This window comes from Streptomyces sp. CA-111067, assembly GCF_050956065.1.
In the GTDB taxonomy this organism is placed as follows: Bacteria; Actinomycetota; Actinomycetes; order Streptomycetales; family Streptomycetaceae; genus Actinacidiphila.
Genome location: NZ_CP192103.1, coordinates 8,234,651 through 8,250,237, shown reverse-complemented (window position 1 = coordinate 8,250,237; position 15,587 = coordinate 8,234,651). Strand labels below are relative to the sequence as shown.

14 protein-coding genes are annotated in these 15,587 nt (G+C 71.9%); 7 read left to right on the top strand and 7 right to left on the bottom strand.

What is annotated here, in order from left to right; all coding sequences use genetic code 11:
* The first annotated feature begins 42 nt into the window (after positions 1-42).
* Entirely contained in the window at positions 43-519 is a 477-nt protein-coding gene (locus ACQPW6_RS36435) for a DUF6332 family protein (RefSeq protein WP_433894004.1), read from the top strand.
* Here the strand turns inward: ACQPW6_RS36435 and ACQPW6_RS36430 are convergent.
* The 3 genes from ACQPW6_RS36430 to ACQPW6_RS36420 form a co-directional block, all read right to left on the bottom strand.
* Positions 480-1,145, bottom strand: coding sequence for a response regulator (locus ACQPW6_RS36430; RefSeq protein ID WP_433894003.1), 666 nt, complete (start codon positions 1,143-1,145; stop codon positions 480-482). The genes ACQPW6_RS36435 and ACQPW6_RS36430 overlap by 40 nt on opposite strands.
* Positions 1,142-2,710: a histidine kinase gene (locus ACQPW6_RS36425; RefSeq protein WP_433894002.1), complete on the bottom strand. Its 1,569-nt coding sequence runs from the start codon at positions 2,708-2,710 to the stop codon at positions 1,142-1,144. The genes ACQPW6_RS36430 and ACQPW6_RS36425 overlap by 4 nt, the downstream gene beginning before the upstream one ends.
* Positions 2,711-2,785: 75 nt before the next feature.
* Positions 2,786-3,526 (bottom strand): TetR/AcrR family transcriptional regulator, encoded by a 741-nt coding sequence (locus tag ACQPW6_RS36420; protein WP_433894001.1) that lies wholly within the window; start codon positions 3,524-3,526, stop codon positions 2,786-2,788.
* A 126-nt stretch (positions 3,527-3,652) separates the two neighbouring features.
* On the opposite strand from ACQPW6_RS36420, the gene ACQPW6_RS36415 reads away from it, so the two are divergent.
* Positions 3,653-4,117: a nitroreductase family deazaflavin-dependent oxidoreductase gene (locus ACQPW6_RS36415; protein WP_433894000.1), complete on the top strand. Its 465-nt coding sequence runs from the start codon at positions 3,653-3,655 to the stop codon at positions 4,115-4,117.
* Positions 4,118-4,127: 10 nt separating this feature from the next.
* On the opposite strand, the gene ACQPW6_RS36410 is transcribed toward ACQPW6_RS36415, so the two are convergent.
* The gene (locus ACQPW6_RS36410) at positions 4,128-5,384 is read right to left on the bottom strand and encodes a geranylgeranyl reductase family protein (protein WP_433893999.1); all 1,257 of its coding nucleotides are present in this window, start codon (positions 5,382-5,384) and stop codon (positions 4,128-4,130) included.
* A gap of 172 nt (positions 5,385-5,556) precedes the next feature.
* Here ACQPW6_RS36410 and ACQPW6_RS36405 point away from each other — a divergent pair, with 172 nt between their 5' ends.
* A complete protein-coding gene (locus tag ACQPW6_RS36405) occupies positions 5,557-6,930 on the top strand; it encodes a dipeptidase (RefSeq protein WP_433893998.1) in 1,374 nt (457 codons plus the stop codon).
* An 83-nt stretch (positions 6,931-7,013) separates the two neighbouring features.
* Here ACQPW6_RS36405 and ACQPW6_RS36400 read toward each other — a convergent pair whose 3' ends face one another.
* Positions 7,014-8,048 carry an NUDIX domain-containing protein gene (locus tag ACQPW6_RS36400; protein ID WP_433893997.1) on the bottom strand — a complete coding sequence of 345 codons (1,035 nt, stop codon included), beginning with the start codon at positions 8,046-8,048 and terminating at the stop codon, positions 7,014-7,016.
* 619 nt (positions 8,049-8,667) lie between these two features.
* Here ACQPW6_RS36400 and ACQPW6_RS36395 point away from each other — a divergent pair.
* The 3 genes from ACQPW6_RS36395 to ACQPW6_RS36385 are packed head-to-tail and all read left to right on the top strand — an operon-like array spanning position 8,668 to position 11,887.
* Positions 8,668-9,972 (top strand): ABC transporter substrate-binding protein, encoded by a 1,305-nt coding sequence (locus ACQPW6_RS36395; RefSeq protein WP_433894775.1) that lies wholly within the window; start codon positions 8,668-8,670, stop codon positions 9,970-9,972.
* Positions 9,972-10,976 (top strand): carbohydrate ABC transporter permease, encoded by a 1,005-nt coding sequence (locus tag ACQPW6_RS36390; protein ID WP_433893996.1) that lies wholly within the window; start codon positions 9,972-9,974, stop codon positions 10,974-10,976. The genes ACQPW6_RS36395 and ACQPW6_RS36390 overlap by 1 nt, the downstream gene beginning before the upstream one ends.
* Positions 10,973-11,887, top strand: coding sequence for a carbohydrate ABC transporter permease (locus ACQPW6_RS36385; protein WP_433893995.1), 915 nt, complete (start codon positions 10,973-10,975; stop codon positions 11,885-11,887). The genes ACQPW6_RS36390 and ACQPW6_RS36385 overlap by 4 nt, the downstream gene beginning before the upstream one ends.
* A gap of 107 nt (positions 11,888-11,994) precedes the next feature.
* Here ACQPW6_RS36385 and ACQPW6_RS36380 read toward each other — a convergent pair whose 3' ends face one another.
* Entirely contained in the window at positions 11,995-12,966 is a 972-nt protein-coding gene (locus ACQPW6_RS36380; RefSeq protein WP_433893994.1) for an ROK family protein, read from the bottom strand.
* 194 nt (positions 12,967-13,160) lie between these two features.
* Here ACQPW6_RS36380 and ACQPW6_RS36375 point away from each other — a divergent pair, with 194 nt between their 5' ends.
* Complete coding sequence (locus tag ACQPW6_RS36375) at positions 13,161-14,147, top strand: LacI family DNA-binding transcriptional regulator (protein WP_433894774.1); 987 nt, start codon at positions 13,161-13,163, stop codon at positions 14,145-14,147.
* Between the two features lie 42 nt (positions 14,148-14,189).
* On the opposite strand, the gene ACQPW6_RS36370 is transcribed toward ACQPW6_RS36375, so the two are convergent.
* Positions 14,190-15,452, bottom strand: a complete 1,263-nt coding sequence (locus ACQPW6_RS36370; RefSeq protein ID WP_433893993.1) for a DUF6986 family protein — start codon at positions 15,450-15,452, stop codon at positions 14,190-14,192.
* Positions 15,453-15,587 lie beyond the last annotated feature (135 nt).

Below are 15,587 nucleotides of genomic sequence, written 5' to 3'. Positions count from 1 at the left end.
GACTGGGACGAACCGCGACGGTCACGCGGGGAGGAGCGGGGGATGCGCAGCAACCGTACGCAAGCCGAACGGGACGCCGTCACCGTCGAGATGGTCTTCGCGGCTGCCACCGGTGCGGTGCTCGCCGCGATCGGCTTTCTGGCGCTGACCAGCCCCGTCATGGCCGGCGCGGCGCACGGCACCGCTCGCGAGGGCTGGATCACCGCGGCGGTCATCGTGGCGGCGGCGATCTTCTGCGGGCGGGTCGCGGTCACCCTGCGGCGGTACGAACGCACGGGGCGGGCCGCGCAGGCGGAGGGCGAGGACGCAGCCGGGCTCGGTCAACTCGCAGCGCCGTCGGGGCTGTCCGAGCGGTCCGGACTGTCCGAGCGGTCCGGGCTCCAGGTTGACGGTGAGGCGCCCGATCCGGCCGCGGGCCCGTGGGTGCCGCGGCAGCGGGACGCCTCCTCCGGCGGTCCTGGCGGTGCGCCGTCGAGCGATCAGCCGAGCCAGCCGGGGCGCACCAGCCCGGACTCGTAGGCCAGCACCACCAGTTGGGCCCGGTCGCGGGCGCCGAGCTTGACCATGGTCCGGCTGACATGGGTCTTCGCGGTGAGCGGGCTGACGACCAGCCGGCGGGCGATCTCCTCGTTGGAGAGGCCGATGCCGACCAGGGCCATCACTTCGCGCTCCCGCTCGGTGAGCTGGTCCAGCCCGGTGACCGCGGCCGGCTCCTTGGACCGGGCGGCGAACTCGGCGATCAGCCGGCGGGTCACGCCGGGCGACAGCAGGGCGTCGCCGTCCACCACCGCGCGGACCGCGCGCAGCAGTTCCTCCGGCTCGGTGTCCTTGACCAGGAAGCCGGAGGCGCCCGCGCGGATCGCCTCGAAGACGTACTCGTCGAGCTCGAAGGTGGTCAGGATGACCACCTTGACCTCGGCGAGCGCCGGATCGGCCGTGATGTCCCGGGTGGCGGCCAGCCCGTCCATCAGCGGCATCCTGATGTCCATCAGCACGGCGTCCGGGGTCAGTTCACGCACCCGTCGCAGCGCCTCGGCGCCGTCGGCGGCCTCCGCCACCACGTCGATGTCGCTCTGCGCGTCCAGCAACGCCCGGAACCCGGCACGTACCAGAGCCTGGTCGTCGGCCAGCACGACGCGGATCATCGGCGCTCCTCTGCGGTGCTCGTCCGGACGGTGCCGCCCGGACCGTGGCCGGACGGTCGGGGGTTCGGATCGTCGCGGCGGGACGGTCGGGGGTCCGGGCCGGCGTGACCGGACGGTCGGGGGTCCGGGCCGGCGTGACCGGACGGTCGGGGGTCTAGGTCGTCGTGGCGGGACGGTCCGGGGTTCGGATCGTCGTGGCGGGACGGTCGGGGGTCCGGGCCGTCGTGGCCGGACGGTCCGGGGGCTGGGCCGTCATGGCCGGCGGGTTCGCGGTGGTCGCCGGCTTGCGGCGCCCCCGGTGCTTCGGGCCGGTCGTCCGGCGCCGGCCGGGCGGGCGGACGGTCGGGCCGCGGCTCGCGGCCGGTCGGCAGTGGTGGCTCGGCGGCGGTCAGCGGGAGGTCGGCGCTGACGCGGAAGCCGCCCTCGGGGCGCGGGCCCGCTTCGGCGGTGCCGCCGAGGGCTGCGGCCCGCTCGCGCATGCCGACCAGGCCGTTGCCGCCGCCGCTCTCGCCGCCGGCCACGGCGGGCCCGTCGTCGTCCACCCGCACCCGCACGCGGTCGGGCCGGAATTCCAGCCGCACCCGGGCGGTGCGTGATCCGGAGTGCCTGACGATGTTGGTCAGCGCCTCCTGCACGATGCGGAAGGCGGCCAGGTCGGCGCCCGGCGGCAGCGGGGCACGCTCGCCCTCCACCGCGATCTCCACGTGCAGCCCGGCGGAGGCGGCCTGCTCCAGCAGTTCCGGCAGCCGGTCCAGGCCGGGAGCGGGCGACCGCGGTGCCTCACCGGGGGCGCGCAGCGTGCTGAGCACCTGGCGGACCTCCCCCAGCGCCTCCTTGCTCGCCGCCTTGATGGTGGTCAGCGCCGTACGGGCCTGCTCGGGCCGCTCGTCCATGAGCGCGAGGGCCACGCCGGCCTGCACGTTGATCAGCGAGATGCTGTGCGCGAGCACGTCGTGCAGCTCGCGGGCGATCCGCATCCGCTCCTCGTCCACCTGCCGCTGCTCGGCCTCGGCGCGCGCCTTGCGGTCTCTGGCGATCTGCTCGCGGCGGACCCTGAACAGTTCGGCCGCGGCCAGCACGGCGAGCAGCCAGGCCGCCGCCCCCGACAGCTGCGTCCAGGGCACCCGGTGGTCGCCGGACGGCGGCAGCCAGCGGTAGAGCCACTGGCCGGCCAGCGCGTGGCCGGCCAGCACCCCGGCGGCGATGATCAGCACCGCCTTGCGGTGGCCCGCGGCCACCGCGCTGAAGACGGCGACGACCAGGCTGGCGAAGACCGGCCCGTACGCGTAGCCGAGGGCGACGTAGAGCAGGGTCACCGCGGCGGTGCCTGCGGCCACGGCCACCGGGTAGCGGCGGCGGAAGAGCAGCATCACGGGGCCGGCGAGCAGCAGGACGTAGCCCAGGGCGTCCAGGCTCACCCGCTCGGGCTGGTGCCGCTGGATCGCGCTGGTGACGACCACCTGGAGGAAGGCGAGCGCGATGGCCGGCGGCCAGACCGGGGGCAGCCAGGACGGCCGCGCGGCCCAGAAGGGGCGCGGCGGACCGGGCCGTTCCTGCTGCGTCATGCGACCACGCTCGTCATGCGTCCACGCTAGTGCGGCCTGCGGCGCCGTGGCGTCAGCCGCACGTGGGCACCCCGGCTACTTCGTGGGGAGTACGCCGTCGGCCGCCGCCGCGTTGGCCGGCGCGCTGAGCCCGACCTGTACGGCGAGCGCGGCGGCCGCCTGCTCGAAGAACTCGCCGCGGGCCTCCACCACCCGGTTGAACTGCCCGAAGACCTCGAAGCTGACCACCCCGAAGACCTGTGCCCAGGCGGCGACCAGGGCGGCGATCACCGGCACGGGCAGCTCCGGGGCCAGTTCGGCGGCGAGGAGGGCCGCGTCGGCGCGGACCGGGCCGGAAAGCGGCCTGCCGGGCGGATCGCCGGCCAGGCCCGCCCGATGGGCGTCCCTGACCACGTTGATCAGGCAGAACGCGGCCCGGGAGGCGGGTCCGATCGTGTCCTCGGGAGCGGCGTAGCCGGGCACCGGCGAACCGTAGATCAGCGCGTATTCATGCGGATGGGCCACCGCCCAGTCGCGGATGGCGCGGCACACTGTCACCCAGCGGTCGAAGGGGTCGGCCTGCCGCGAGCCGGCGAGGGCCTGCTCGGCGCGCTCGCCTATCGCGTCGTAGGCGTCCACGATGAGTGCGGTCAGCAGGTCGTCGCGGCTGGGGAAGTAGCGGTACAGGGCGGAGGAGACCATTCCCAGCTCGCGCGCGACGGCACGCAGCGAGAGCTGCGACGCGCCGTCGGCCGCCAACCGCTTTCTGGCCTCCTCCTTGATGGCCGCGGTCACTTCGATTCTGGCCCGTTCCCTTGCTCCTCTGATCACGCTCATGCCTGCCAGTGTGCCAGGCGGGAGAGCATCAGACAAAAAGGAGAGCGGTGCTCTTGCATTTTCAGCCGAGGTACTGGCACACTGTTCACAACAGAGAGCACCGCTCACAGAACCGGAGTAGCCACCATGTCCGAGCAGGCACTGCACATCAAGAAGCCCGGTTGGTTCACCGTCAACATCATGAACCGCAGCGTCGCCTGGCTGACCCGGCGCGGCTTCAGCATCTGGGGCTCCAGGGTGCTGGCGGTCCGCGGCCGCAAGAGCGGCGAGTGGCGGCGCACCCCGGTCAACCTGCTGACTCTGGAGGGCAAGCAGTACCTGGTGGCGCCGCGCGGCCACGTCCAGTGGACCCACAACATGCGGGCGGCCGGCGGCGGCCAGCTGCTGCTGGGCAAGCGGGTGCAGGAGTTCACCGCCACCGAGATCTCCGACGACGACAAGCCGGCGATCCTGCGCGCCTACCTCAAGCGCTGGAAGGCCGAGGTAGGGGTCTTCTTCGACGGGGTGGGCCCGGATTCGACGCAGGAGGAGCTGCGCGCGATAGCGCCCAAGCACCCGGTCTTCGAGGTCCACACCGCCGACGGCCAGTGACGGCGGGCGGTCAGACGCGGTCCACGGCCTCCAGGGCGCGACGGGCCATCGGGTGGGTGCGCACGAGCTCCGCCAGCGAGCTCTTGCCCCGGGTGATCCCGGCGAAGGCCCGCCAGGCCGGCGGGAAGGTGGTGAGCACGGCGTGCAGCATGCCGGGGCGCCGCTCGAACAGGGTCAGCATGCGGCGGCCGACGCCCATCTCCACTCCCAGGCCCGCCTTCACCGCGAAGGCGTAGTTGAGCGCCTGGCGGCGAGCGTCCACCGCGTCGTGCGATTCGGCGACCCGCACCGCCCACTCCCCCGCCAGCCGTCCCGAGCGCAGCGCGTAGGAGATGCCCTCGCGGGTCCACGGTTCGAGCAGTCCGGCGGCGTCGCCGCAGACCAGCACCCGGCCACGGGAGAGCGGGGAGTCGTCCGCGCGGCAGCGGGTCAGGTGGCCCGAGGAGACACTCGGCTCGAAGCCGGCCAGTCCGAGGCGGGCGATGAAGTCGTCCAGATAGCGCTTGGTGGCACTGCCGTCACCGCGGGCTGAGATCACACCGACAGTGAGGGAGTCGCCCTTGGGGAACACCCAGCCGTAACTGCCCGGCAGCGGGCCCCAGTCGATCAGCACCCGGCCCGACCAGTCCTCCGCCACCGCGGCGGGCACCGGGATCTCGGCCTCCAGGCCCAGATCGACCTGGTCGAGCTTGACCCCGACATGAGCTCCTATCCGGCTGGCACTGCCGTCGGCGCCGACCACGGACCGGGCGTAGACGACCTCTTCGTCCCGGGCGGCGCCGGTGCTCCCCGAGCTGCTCAGGATCACCGCCACCGTGCGGCGGTCCGGCACACCGGGACCGTGCTGCTCGACCCGGGAGACGGTCACTCCGGTGCGCACCTGGGCGCCGGCCTCGCGGGCGGCCTCCACCAGTCCGGCGTCGAACTCGGGCCGGTTGATCAGGCCGAAGAGCATCTGCCGGGAGTGCTTGGTGCGGGTCCGCTTGCCGTTGAGGCTGAAGGTGACCGAGTGCACCCGGTCGCGCAGCGGGAGTTCGAACCCGGGGGGCAGCGCGTCCCGCGAGGTGCCGATGATGCCGCCGCCGCAGGTCTTGTAGCGCGGGAGTTCGGCCTTCTCGAGCAGCAGGACACGGCGTCCGGTGGCGGCGGCAGCGTGCGCCGCCGACGCTCCGGCGGGTCCCGCGCCGATCACCACGACGTCCCAGACCTCCGGCGCCCCGTTCTCGCCGCCCGCACCGCTGTCCTGCGCCGCCTGCTCACCGCTCACGTCTGTCTACGCTCCCGCTCGGCCGTACCGGCTGTCGTCGCCCCTGTTCAGCGCATCCTATTGCGCCGCTCGCGGTGGAATCGCTGTGGCACCATCGGCAGCGACCCGTCGGACTCGCCGACCACTGTCCCAACCACCGCGCCGACCACGCGATTCCTGCCAGGAGGAGCCCATGCCGTCCGTCCCGCTCGCCGAGACCGTCGCCTCGCTGATGCCCCGCGCCCGTACCGAACTGGCCGAACTGGTGTCGTACGCCTCGGTGGCCGACGAGCGCCAGTTCCCGAGGAGCGGGTGCGAGAAGGCGGCCGGCTGGGTGGCCGCGGCACTGGGCGCCGAGGGCTTCCAGGACGTGGCACTGCTCGACACGCCGGACGGCACCCAGTCGGTGTACGGCTACCTGCCGGGGCCGGCCGACGCGCCGACCGTGCTGCTCTACGCGCACTACGACGTGCAGCCGCCGCTGGACGAGTCGGCGTGGCTGTCGCCGCCGTTCGAGCTGACCGAGCGCGACGGCCGCTGGTACGGCCGCGGCGCCGCCGACTGCAAGGGCGGGGTGCTGATGCACCTCACCGCGCTGCGGGCGCTGCGCGAGCACGGCGGCGCGCCGCTGAACGTCAAGGTGATCGTGGAGGGTTCGGAGGAGCAGGGCACCGGCGGCCTGGAGCGCTACGCGGAGGCGCACCCGGAGCTGCTGGCCGCGGACGCGATCGTGATCGGCGACGCGGGGAACTTCCGGGTGGGCACTCCGACGGTGACCTCGACGCTGCGCGGCATGGTGCTGATGGAGGTGCGGGTGGCCACGCTGGAGGGGAACCTGCACTCGGGGCAGTTCGGCGGGGTGGCGCCGGACGCGCTGGCGGCGCTGATCGCGATGCTGGCCTCGCTGCGGGACGAGTCGGGCGCGACCACCGTCGACGGCCTCGACGCGTCGGGCGAGTGGAGCGGGATCGAGTACCCGGAGGAGGACTTCCGGCGGGACGCGAAGGTGCTCGACGGGGTCGGGCTGACCGGCACCGGCAGCATCGGCGGCCGGCTGTGGGCACGCCCGTCGGTGACCGTGGTCGGCATCGACGCGCCGCCGGTGATCGGCGCCACCCCGTCGGTGCAGGCCACCGCGGGCGCGCTGGTGAGCGTGCGGGTGCCGCCGGGCTTCGAGGCCGGGCGCACCGCCGAGCTGCTGACCGCGCACCTGAGGGCGGCGGCGCCCTGGGGCGCCGAGGTCGAGGTGGCGCTGCGCGGCAGCGGCCAGCCGTTCCAGGCGGACACGACCAGCCCGGCGTACGCGGCGATGGCCGAGGCGATGAGGGACGCCTACGGCGAGGAGCTGGCGGTGGCCGGGCAGGGCGGCTCGATCCCGCTGTGCAACACACTGGCCACCCTGTACCCGCGGGCGGAGATCCTGCTGATCGGGCTGAGCGAGCCCGAGGCGCAGATCCACGCGGTCAACGAGAGCGTCTCGCCGCAGGAGCTGGAGCGGCTGTCGCTGGCCGAGGCGGTCTTCCTGCGCCGTTACGCGGAGTCGAAGTCGGCCGCCGCGACGGCCTGAGCCGTCCCCGGCGAGTCCTCAGCCGCAACCCGGCCCGGGCGGCGGCGGAGGGCGCGGGGCGCAGCGGGTCGGTCAGGCGGGGCTCATTCGGCCGGGTGGCCGGCCTCCAGGTTGAGTGGGCGGCCCTGCTCGCGGGCGCGCAGCGCCCAGCGCAGCCGGTCCAGGCGTACCGCGGGCAGCAGGGCGGCGGCCTCGTCCTCGGTGACGAACCGCCAGGCCCGCAGCTCGGCGTCCGGCAGCAGCAGCCGGCCGATGTCGGCGGTGGGCACCCGGCCGCCGTCGAAGAGCAGCCGCAGGCCGCCGAAGCCGGGTGGACAGGGCGGTTCCCAGTCCACCACCAGGAGCTCCAGGCCGCGGGTCAGCTCGATGCCGAGCTCCTCGGCGACCTCCCGGCGGCCGGCCCGGGCCGGCGACTCGCCGCGCTCGACCACGCCGCCGGGGAACTCCCAGCCGGGTTTGTAGGTGGGGTCGACCAGCAGCACCCGGTCGGCGTCGTCGAAGAGCAGCACCCCGGCCGCCACGGTCTCGGCCCGCGGCTCCGGGGTCTGGACGATGCCGCAGGCCCCCTCACCGCGGCCGACCGCCTCGGTCACCAGCAGCGCCGTCTGCTGCGGGGTCAGTCCGGCGGTGGGCACGGTGTAGGCGTCAAGGGCGAGCCAGGGCAGCGCCTGCTCGTAGTCGGCGATCCGGTCGAGCGCCCAGCGGCGCGCCGCCTCGGCCGCCTCAGAATTGTCCGAATACTCCTGCCGGTCGGCGATCCGCTCGCGCAGTATCGTTTCTCCTGGATCGAGCAGCACATGTCGGACCTCGATACCGCGGGACGCGAGGCCGCCGAATATCTCGTCCCTGTGCTCCTGCCGGAGCAGCGTCATCGGAGCCACCAGCACACCGCCGACCTCGTTCAGCAAGGCGGCGGCGGTCTCGATCACCAGCCGCCGCCAGATGGGAAGCTGCTGGTAGTCGGTGACCTCCTGGAGCCGCTTCTCCGGCAGCATCTGGCGCAGGCAGCCGCCGAGCACGTCGGGGTCGTACAGGGTGCTCTCCGGTACCAGGTCCAGCATCGCCCGGGCCGCGCTGGTCTTGCCCGCGCCGAACGCCCCGTTCACCCAGATGATCACGGTGCCCCCTTCTCCGTAGACCCCTACGAATTGCCCGGATCATCGGCACCGGCAAACTCCGGCCGCTCAGAGGTGGCCCGTACCGGCCTCAGCTGCCGCCTGGGCGGCCGGGACGGCAAAGAGGCCGGATCGTCCCGTTGCGGCCCCGAACGGGCCCACACGGGGGCCTCCCGGCTCCCACACGCACGGACACCCGCCGTTCGGCCGTTCCGGCCGTGGTGCTTGTTGTGGCATCCGGTTCGATATCGCTCGGACCAGCAACGCTTCCGGTTCCGCCCAGCAGAGCCCGACACGCTGCCCGGCCAGCGGCTACTGAGAAATGCGAGGGCCGATGACCACGTCACATACCGGTCTGGCAACGCATCCACAGCAAGGCGTTGACGGCCCCTGGTATCTGGCGTAGAACTACCCCTGCGATGGGGACGGCGTTTCATCTTGATGACTTCTGTTGGAAATCGATTGATGTTAGAGCCGCTCGAACCCCCAACAGATCCAGCTCCGTCGCACAGCCCGCCCCCCACTCCCCCAGATACGCCCACAGACACATGGAGGCACCATGTCGGACGTCGACTCGTCGGGTCGCAGCAAGGACACAGAGGTGTCACCGACCCGCCGGAATCTGCTCAGGGGAGTGGCCGGCGCCGCAGGTCTCGCCGCGGTCTCCGGCGGTCTGCTGACCGCGTGCGGCGGCTCGGACGACAAGGACAAGAAGACCACGGGCTCCGGCGGCAGCAGCAAGCCCGTCGCCGGCGGCAGCGTCACCTTCGGGTCGAACTACTCCGACCCCGCCGTCAAGGCCGCGTTCGCCGCCCTCACCGGTGCGGCGACCACCTCGACCAAGGTGAACGTCAAGATCAACACGGTGGACCACAACACGTTCCAGCAGAACATCACCAGCTACCTGCAGGGCACGCCGGACGACCTGTTCACCTGGTTCGCCGGCTACCGCATGCAGTACTTCGCGGCGCAGGGCCTGGCCCAGCAGTTGGACGACGTGTGGGACAAGATCGGCGGCAACTTCTCCGACTCCGTCAAGAAGCTGTCCACCGGCCTGGACGGGCACCAGTACTTCGTGCCCCTCTACAACTACCCGTGGGTGGTCTTCTACAACAAGAGCCACTTCAAGGAGAAGGGCTACACCGTCCCCACCACCTGGGACGAGTACATGGCCCTGGTCAAGAAGATGAAGGGCGACGGCATCATCCCGATCGCCTTCGCCGACAAGGACGGCTGGCCCGCGCTCGGCACGTTCGACATCCTGAACCTGCGGATCAACGGGTACGACTACCACTCCAAGCTGATGAAGCACGAGATCCCCTGGACCGACCAGGGCGTCAACACGGTCTTCCAGCACTGGGTCGAGCTCATGCCCTACATGCAGTCCGGCGCGAACGGCCGCATCTTCCAGGACGCGGTCAAGACCCTGGAGAAGAAGGAGGCCGGCATGATGTTCCAGGGCAGCACGCAGGTGGCCGCCCAGTACGTCACGGACAAGGCCAACCTGGACGACCTGGACTTCTTCGTCTACCCGGCGATCAACCCCAAGTGGGGCCAGGACTACATGGACGCCCCGGTCGACGGCTTCATGCTCAGCAAGAAGGCCAAGAACTCCGACGGCGCCAAGGCGATCCTGGAGTACATCGGCACCGGCGCCGCCGAGGCCTCGTACCTCAAGACCGACCAGTGGGACGTCGGCCTGGCCAACGGCCTGCAGGTGCCGTCGTACAACGCCATCCAGAAGAAGTCGGTCGAGGAGATCGGCAAGTGCAAGGCGGTGGCGCAGTTCATGGACCGCGACGCCGACCCGGCGATGGCCACCGCGATGATCTCGCTGATCCAGAACTTCATCGACGAGCCGACCACCAGCAACATCGCCAGCATCCAGAAGAAGGCGGAACAGCAGGCGAAGGACATCTACAGCTGATGAGCTCCACCTCTCAGGCGCCTGCTCCGGTCAAGGAGCCGGTCACGGCCGAGCGCCGGGTCCGCCGCAGAGGTGTGCGCAGGCTGACCACGCGCGACCGCATCGTCGTCGCCGTGCTGCTTGGCATACCGCTGCTGCTGGACCTGGCGTTCGTCTGGTTCCCCGCGATCGGCACCATCCTGCTCTCGTTCACCAAGTGGAACGGGGTGGGCAGCCTCCATACGAAGACCTGTAAGCCCAACCTGCCGTCGATCCTCAACAACGGCTGTGTGAACGGCATCCAGAACTACCACCAGGCCGTCTCGACCTACCCGGAGTTCTGGCCGGCCGTCCGGCACAACCTGATCTGGCTGGCCGTCTTCATCCTGTTCGCCACCCCGCTCGGCATGCTGTTCGCGGTGCTGATCGACCGCGGCATCAAGGGCAGCAGGATGTACCAGAGCATCCTGTTCCTGCCGGTGATGCTGTCGCTGGCGCTGGTCGGGATCATCTGGGAGTTCATGTACTCGCAGAACTTCGGCCTGATCAACACGGTGATCGGCCGGAACGGGAACGACAACGCCATCGACTGGCTCGGAAACCCACATCTGAACCTGTGGGCGGTGCTGGTGGAGGCCACCTGGCGGCAGTCCGGGTACGTGATGGTGCTCTACCTGGCCGGGCTGAAGGCGGTCGATCCCACGCTGCGCGAGGCCGCTCTGATGGACGGTGCCAACGCCTGGCAGACGTTCTGGCGGGTGGTGTTCCCGGTCATGAAACCGATCAACATCGTCATCATGGTCGTCACGGTCATCGAGTCGCTGCGCGCCTTCGACCTGGTCTACATCACCAACAAGGGCCTCAACGGACTCGAACTGCTCTCGGTGCTGGTCACCTCGAACATCGTCGGTGAGACCCAGCGGGTCGGCTTCGGCTCGGCGCTCGGCGTCGTGCTGCTGGTCATCTCGCTGGTGCCGATCAGCGTCTTTCTCTATCAGACGTTCCGCCGGGAGGAAACGCGATGACCACGGAAACACTGGCGCGCGTCCCGGTACCGCCGGCCGCGTCCACCCGCCCGAAGAAGAAGCCGTACGGCCAGATCGCCTCGCAGCTGTTCCTGATCGTCGCCTCGGTGCTGTGGCTGCTGCCGATCGCGTTCGCCCTGTACGTGGCGATCCGGCCGTACTCCGACACCAGCAAGTACGGCTATGTCTCGATGCCGCACCACCTCACGCTGAAGAACTTCAGCCAGGCGTGGACGCAGTCGGACATGAAGCACTTCTTCTGGAACTCGGTGCTGATCACAGTGCCGGCGGTGGTCATCACGCTGGCCCTGGCCTCCGGGGTGGCCTTCATCCTCACCAGGGTGAACGTCAAGATCAACGTCGCCCTGCTGATCGTGTTCACGGCAGGCAACCTGCTGCCGCAGCAGGTGATCATCACCCCGCTGTTCCGGATCTACCTGAAGATCCCGCTGCCGCACTTCCTGGCGCAGAGCGAGCTGATGTACAACTCGATCTTCGGCCTGATCGTGATCAATGTGGCGTTCCAGCTCGGCTTCTGCGTCTTCGTGCTGAGCAACTACATGAAGTCGATCCCGGAGGAGATGTACGAGGCGGCCATGGTGGACGGCGCCAGCATGTGGACCCGGTTCTGGCGGCTCACCCTGCCGCTGTGCCGGCCGGCGCTCGCCGCGCTGGCCACGCTGCTGACCACCTGGATCTACAACGACTTCTTCTGGGCCATCACCCTGATGTCGTCGGGAGACAAGCGCCCGGTCACCTCGGCGCTCGCCAACCTCCAGGGCCAGTTCGTGAGCAACCAGAACCTGATCGCGGCCGCCGCGATGATCGCGGCGGTCCCGACTCTGATCGTCTACGTGCTGCTCCAGAAGCAGTTCATCGCCGGCCTGTCCCTCGGCTCGAGCAAGGGCTGAGGGACGACCGGGAGGACCGGGTCACCGGGCGGACCCGGTGGCCCGGTGACAGGGGATGACTGGATGAACAGATGACGGAAGGCGACCGGGTCGTGCCTGCGGCCCGGTCAGCCCGTTCCGGTGAAGCCGTCGATGTGCAGCGCCTCGCCTGCCGCGGCGGCCGCGCCCACCAGGCCGGCGTCCGTGCCGAGCTTGGCGGGCACCACCTCGACGCCGGCCGCGAACGACAGGGTCGCGTAGCGGGTCAGGTGCTCGCGGAGCGGGTCGAAGAGCACCGGTCCGGCGCCCGAGACCCCGCCGCCGATCACCGCCACGTTGATCTCCACCAGGGTCGCGGTGGCCGCGATGCCGGCCGCCAGTCCCTGCGCGGCACGGTCGAAGGAGGCCAGCGCCACCGGGTCGCCCTGCCGGGCGGACTCGGCGACGGCCCGCGCGGTGGCCTCGATGCCGGCCGGCGGCAGCCAGCCCCGCTCCAGGGCCCTGCGGGCGATGTTGGGGCCGCTGGCGATCCGCTCCACGCAGCCGCGCGAGCCGCACGGGCACAGGTCGCCGTCCAGGTCCACGCTGATGTGGCCGATGTGTCCGGCGTTGCCGGTCGGCCCGGGCAGCAGCGTGCCGCCCAGTACCAGGCCGCCGCCGACCCCGGTGGAGACCACCATGCACAGCGCGTTGTCGTAGCCGCGGGCGGCGCCCTGCCAGTGCTCGGCCGCGGTCATCGCCACGCCGTCGCCGGTCAGCACGACCGGCAGCCCGTCGGCCTGCTCGGCCACCCGCGGCACCAGCGGGAAGTCCCGCCAGCCGGGCACGTTGACCGGGCTGACGGTGCCGTGCACGGCGTCCACCGGGCCCGCGCTGCCGATGCCGACGGCGATGGCGTTCCGCCACTGCGGCGCCGCCTTCAGCTCGGCCACGACCTCGGTGACGGCCCGCATCACCGTCTCGCCGTCCCGGCCGGCCGGGGTCGGGCGCAGTGCCCGGATCAGCAGCCGGCCCTCCGCGTCGACCAGCGCGCCGGCGATTTTCGTGCCGCCGATGTCCAGTGCGGCCATCAGTTGACCGGTCGCGCCGTGGGGGTGCATCGCTCGGGGGTCTCCCTCTTTTGTTCGTCCGCCGTCACCGGTCAGCGGCCCTTCTGCTCGGGCCGCCGCCGTCCGGGTTACCCGGGGGCAGTACCGAAGGTAGTCTCACCTGATTGTGACAACGTTGTCTATCTCTTGCAGGAGGGAATACTACGACCGTGACCCATACTCCTGGACGTGCCCCCCGCCCCACCATGAAGGATGTCGCCGCAAGGGCGGGCGTCGGCCTCAAGACCGTGTCGCGGGTGGTGAACGAAGAAGCGGGTGTCACACCCGACACCGTCGCCCGTGTACAGGCCGCGATCGACGCGCTGGGCTTCCGGCGCAACGACAGCGCGCGGCTGCTGCGGACCAAGCGGACGGCGAGTATCGGGCTGGTGCTCGAAGACCTCGCCGACCCCTTCTACGCGGCCCTCAGCCGGGCCGTGGAGGACGTGGCCCGCACCCACGGGGCGCTGCTGTTCACCGGTTCGAGTGCGGAGGACCCGCGGCGCGAGCAGGAGCTCGTGCTGGCGTTCTGCGCCCGCCGGGTGGACGGCCTCGTGGTGGTGCCGGCCAGCGACGACCACCGCTATCTGAGCCCGGAGATCGACGCCGGGGTGGCCACGGTGTTCGTCGACCGGCCGGCCGGCAAGCTCGATGTCGACGTGGTGCTGACCGACAACGCCGGCGGCACCCGCGACGGCATCGCCCACCTCATCGCGCACGGCCACCGCAGGATCGGCTTCATCGGCGACCTGCCCGGCATCCACACCGCCGGCGAGCGGCTGCGCGGCTACCAGGAGGCGATGGCCGCGGCGGGGCTGCCGATCCGGCCCGACTGGTGCTCGATGGGGCCCACCACGCCGGAACGGGTGCGCGGCGCGCTGGCGGCGATGCTGGCCGGGCCCGAGCCGGTCACCGCGCTGTTCGCCGGCAACAACCGGGTCACCGTCACGGCGGTGCGGGTGCTGTCCGCCCGGCCGAAGCCGATCGCGCTGGTGGGCTTCGACGACTTCGAGCTCGCCGACCTGCTCGACCCGGCGGTCACCGTCGTGGCCCAGGACGCGCCCGGGATGGGCCGCAGCGCCGCCCAGCTGCTCTTCCGGCGCCTCGACGGCATCACCTCGGAGGAGCCGCACCGGGTGGAGCTGCCGGCCCGGCTGATCCCGCGCGGGTCCGGCGAGATCCCGCCGTCCTGAGCGCGGCCGGGCACGGCCCCGCGGCGGGGCTCCGCCCCCGGCCTACCGGCCCGCGAGCGTGTCCAGCTGCTCGCGGGTCAGCGCGGTGCGGTCGGTGATCTCCGCCGGGTCCACCGCGCCGCAGTCCAGGCCGCGCAGCAGGTAGCCGCTCAGCGCGCGGGCGGTGGCGGGCTCGTCCATGACGCTGCCGCCGGAACCCGCGACGTAGGCCGCCAGCCGGGCGGCGGCGGTGTCCAGGCCCTCGCGGTAGAAGGCGTAGCCGGCCGCGTAGCGGGTCGGCAGCTGGGCCGGGTGCATGTCCCAGCCCTGGTAGTAGGCGCGGGCCAGCGAGCGGCGGGTGAGGCGGTAGTGCAGCCGCCAGGCGTCGTGCACCTGCTCGGTGCCGCCCACCGGCAGGACGTTGGTCGAGCCGTCCGAGAGCCGTACGCCGGTGCCCGCGGCGGCCACCTGCATCACCGCCTTGGCGTGGTCGGCGGCCGGGTGGTCCATCGCCTGGTGGGCGGCGCTGACCCCGCAGGCCGCGCTGTAGTCGAAGGTGCCGTAGTGCAGCCCGGTGGCGCGGCCGCCGGCGGCGTCGATCAGCCGGGGCACGGTGGCGGTGCCGTCGGGGCCCAGGATGGACTGGGTGGTCTCGATCTGGATCTCGAAGCCGATCCGGCCGGCCGGCAGCCCCGCGGCCCGCTCGAACTCCGCGCACAGCCGCGCCATCGCGGCGACCTGCGCGGGGAAGGTGACCTTGGGCAGGGTGAGCAGCAGCCCGGCGGGCAGCGGACCGGCGTCCAGCAGCGTGGTGAGGAACAGGTCGAGGGTGCGGATGCCCCGGTCGCGGACCGCGGCCTCCATGCACTTCATCCGGATACCCGCGTACGGCGGGGCGCTGCCGTCGGCGACCGCCGCGGCCAGGACCCGGGCGGCGGAGACCGCGGCGGCGTCCTCCTCGTCGTCGGGGCGGGCCCCGTAGCCGTCCTCGAAGTCGATCCGCAGGTCCTCCACCGGCTCGCGGACCAGTTTGGCCCGCACCCGGTCGTAGACCTGCCCGGCCGACTCGTCCGGCAGCCCCAGGACGGCCGCCAGGGCGGCGGCGTCCGGCGCGTGCCGCTCCAGTGCGGCCAGTGCCTGGTCGCCCCACTCGCGCACGGTGCCGGCGGTGAAGGCGTCGGCCGGCACGTAGACGGTGTGCACCGGCTGCCGGGTGCCGGGGTCGCCGGGGTAGCGGCGGGCGAGTTCCGCGTCGGTCGCGGCCAGCGACGCGCCGATGTCCGCCCGTACCGAGTCCGCCAGTGTCGTACCGGCCGCCTGCGCCATGTTCCACCCTCCCGAACTTCAACAAATCGTTGAAGCGAAAGCTAGTCGGGACGTACCCGGTGGTCAACAGCACGAAGCGGCGGCCCCGCACGCCCGGTTCGGGTGTGCGGGGCCGCCGCGGACGGTCTGCGGGAC